General features: G+C 39.7%; 3 protein-coding genes. All 3 read left to right on the forward strand.

Annotated elements, in window-relative coordinates; genetic code table 11:
• Window positions 1-64: 64 nt before the first annotated feature.
• Window positions 65-1,033 (forward strand): site-specific integrase, encoded by a 969-nt coding sequence (locus BM388_RS17375; protein WP_139233996.1) that lies wholly within the window; start codon window positions 65-67, stop codon window positions 1,031-1,033.
• A 30-nt stretch (window positions 1,034-1,063) separates the two neighbouring features.
• Complete coding sequence (locus BM388_RS17760; protein ID WP_139233997.1) at window positions 1,064-1,432, forward strand: zinc ribbon domain-containing protein; 369 nt, start codon at window positions 1,064-1,066, stop codon at window positions 1,430-1,432.
• 491 nt (window positions 1,433-1,923) lie between these two features.
• Window positions 1,924-2,656: DEAD/DEAH box helicase family protein (locus tag BM388_RS17765; protein WP_175535154.1), on the forward strand; the 733-nt coding region annotated here is incomplete at its 3' end.

Raw genomic sequence — 2,656 nt, forward strand, 5'->3', positions numbered from 1 at the left:
CACCTATGCTGCTGTGGCATAGGTGACATTAGCAAATTCAAGTTTTCGGACAAAGCCTAGCGTCTTGGAAGCCTACAAACGCCAGCAAGCTCTAGAAGGTGTCTCGGTCAAGACCATTGATGACAAAGAATTCATAATAAATCTACTTATTAGAATTATTGGGAATATACAGATTGAGGCTATCACCCTGGATCATGCCAAACGCTTTCGAGAGGTTGCCTTACAGCTCCCTCCGAGGTTGAACAGGATCAAAGGAGACAAGAGCCTTAACACGATCATCAAGGAAGCAACCACCAACATAACAATCACCACCTACAATAACTATATAAAATATCTCTCAAGCTTCTTTGCCTATGCTGTAAGGGAAGGGTATCTAGTCAATAATCCCTTCTATGGCATGAAGATAAAGGTAAAACAGAAGCAGAATAGCTTTAGAAGCACCTTCACGGATGATGATCTAGCCAAGATATTTGAAGCGATACAGCATCAAAATAAGCCTTTTAAATACTGGCTACCTTATCTTGGCCTATACACTGGTGCAAGGTTGAATGAGCTATGTCAGCTTTACACCAAAGATATCAAGGTTATTGATGAGATTCCTTGTATCCATATCCAACAAACCATGTCAGATCAACACTTGAAGACAGAGAATACAGAAAGGTTAATCCCAATACATTCAAGGCTTATTAATCTTGGTTTCTTGGGCTACGTAGAATCCCTAGAAGCTGGTTCAAGGTTGTTTCCAGAGCTAACACAGCATAAGAAGCATGGATATTCAGCACAACCATCTAAGTGGTTTGCTAGATTGAGACAGTCAATAGGATTGATTGGTGAAGAAAGAAAGGACTTCTATAGCTTCCGTCATACGGTGGCTGACCACCTCAAACAAAAGCAATATAGTGAAAATCTGATAGGTGCTCTTCTTGGGCATACAACAGGAGGAATTTCCAACAACAGGTATGGAAAAGATTTCAAGCCTAAGGTATTATTCGATGTAGTAGAAGCTATTGACAGTGATAGGCTGTGTATTTAATACGCGCAAGTCGCTTACAAGGAGTAAATTATGTCTATCACGGAATGTACAGAATGTGGGGGTCAGGTTAGCACTACAGCTAAAGCGTGTCCTCATTGTGGTGCTAAAGACTATAAAGACAGTTTTACATTCGGCATCCTTAGAAGAATGATTATGTATGTTGCTGAACACTGGGGAAAGTACCTGCCATGGCCAATAATACAAATTATAATGGTGTTAATGCTTGCTCTTTATTTTATTGGTTTCTTAAATCTTCCCTTTATAGTTGGTTATGGTGTCCTGTTCGCTGATTCGTATGTTGACCTCCCCAATATATTTCTTACATGGGCTAATTGGGTAGTAGATATTTACATTGATATTTATTCTAAAGTTTATACACTGATACAAAGCAGGCTTTAAAAGGGATTTAAATAGTTTAAAAGGCGGTAATCTTTAGGAGGCAGCACTACTTCTTTTAGGTTATTGCTTTTTTATTGGTGCTTTTTTCCTAAAGAAAACTCTAGTTTTGATCTTGAAGGCTCTGTTACGTTCTTGTTGAGTAGCTTAATCGAAATGTGCTGATTTCCATTTCCCGGGTGTAGGAAATTGTTTTATACAAATGATAAAGGTTGTCATATGGGTTGACAGTCAAGCGTTTCCATGTCACTATTGGAGTACAAGCTAGTTTTTCTACCGGGGCCTTAATAGGGCTTTCCGGGAATACCTCTTACAAAAACCCTAGAAAGGTGGACAAAACGTTTAAGGGTTCCTTAAGAGAAATGTCCACTTCTGATGCTTAGTGTTCCTTTGGAGGAATGCTTTAAACTAATACTGAATTTTAAACCAATCAAACACTGGTGTATTCAATGCATCTGGTGGGATTTTCTACGTTCTGAAAAGGAGAATACTAAATGACTGATACCGTAAATATTGCTAATGGCATCCCTGGAAGTGGAAAGACTCAAAGCTTTATTGATGCTACAGATGGTTCAGAAAATATTCTATTGGTGCTTCCTACCAAGGTGCTTACAAAGGATATTGCAAAGCGTCTTAAAGATGAAGGCATAGAAGCTTACATTATCAACAGTGATTACTACCCGAGTAAAGTAAAAGAATCGGTAGAAGAAGCACTTACAGAACTCAAGCATCAAGAGAGTGGTTGTGTAGTTATTATCACTCACCAGACCCTAACAAATATTGATCCTAAGACCCTCGAAAGTTGGAAAGTAGTAGTTGATGAAGTGCCTGTTATTTCCAACACTCACCAAAAGGGAATTGGCGCTAACTTGTTCAAAGATCTATTTGATCATCTTATTACTTGGGATGAGGAAGGTAACGTAGGGATTCAAGAGGGCAAGGCTCACGAGATTCGTGTAAGGAAAGCTGAAGCTGGTATTGATAAGGCAATGTCTGTTCAATCCTTGGTGTTCGGTGCTCTCCTGAAGCCTAAAGCTGAAGTCTCTATTGATATCAAAGAGGAAGGCTATTCAGTTAAGTATTACGTTAAAGTGATCGACCATCACGATTACAAAAGCATCATTGAGAACTCTAAACCCGCCTCATTCATCAGGGCACAGAACGAGCGTGTTGAGTCCATCGATTGCCGGTACCGACCTGCTTCAACCTCATGCGGTCGCTTGGTAG

It is taken from the genome of Halomonas saccharevitans (assembly GCF_900116405.1).
Classification (GTDB): Bacteria; Pseudomonadota; Gammaproteobacteria; order Pseudomonadales; family Halomonadaceae; genus Halomonas; species Halomonas saccharevitans.

What these genes read in the sequence shown, in the direction of transcription:
- BM388_RS17760 (WP_139233997.1), top strand. Translation starts at nt 1,064, where the DNA reads ATGTCTATCACGGAATGTACAGAATGTGGGGGTCAGGTTAGCACTACA.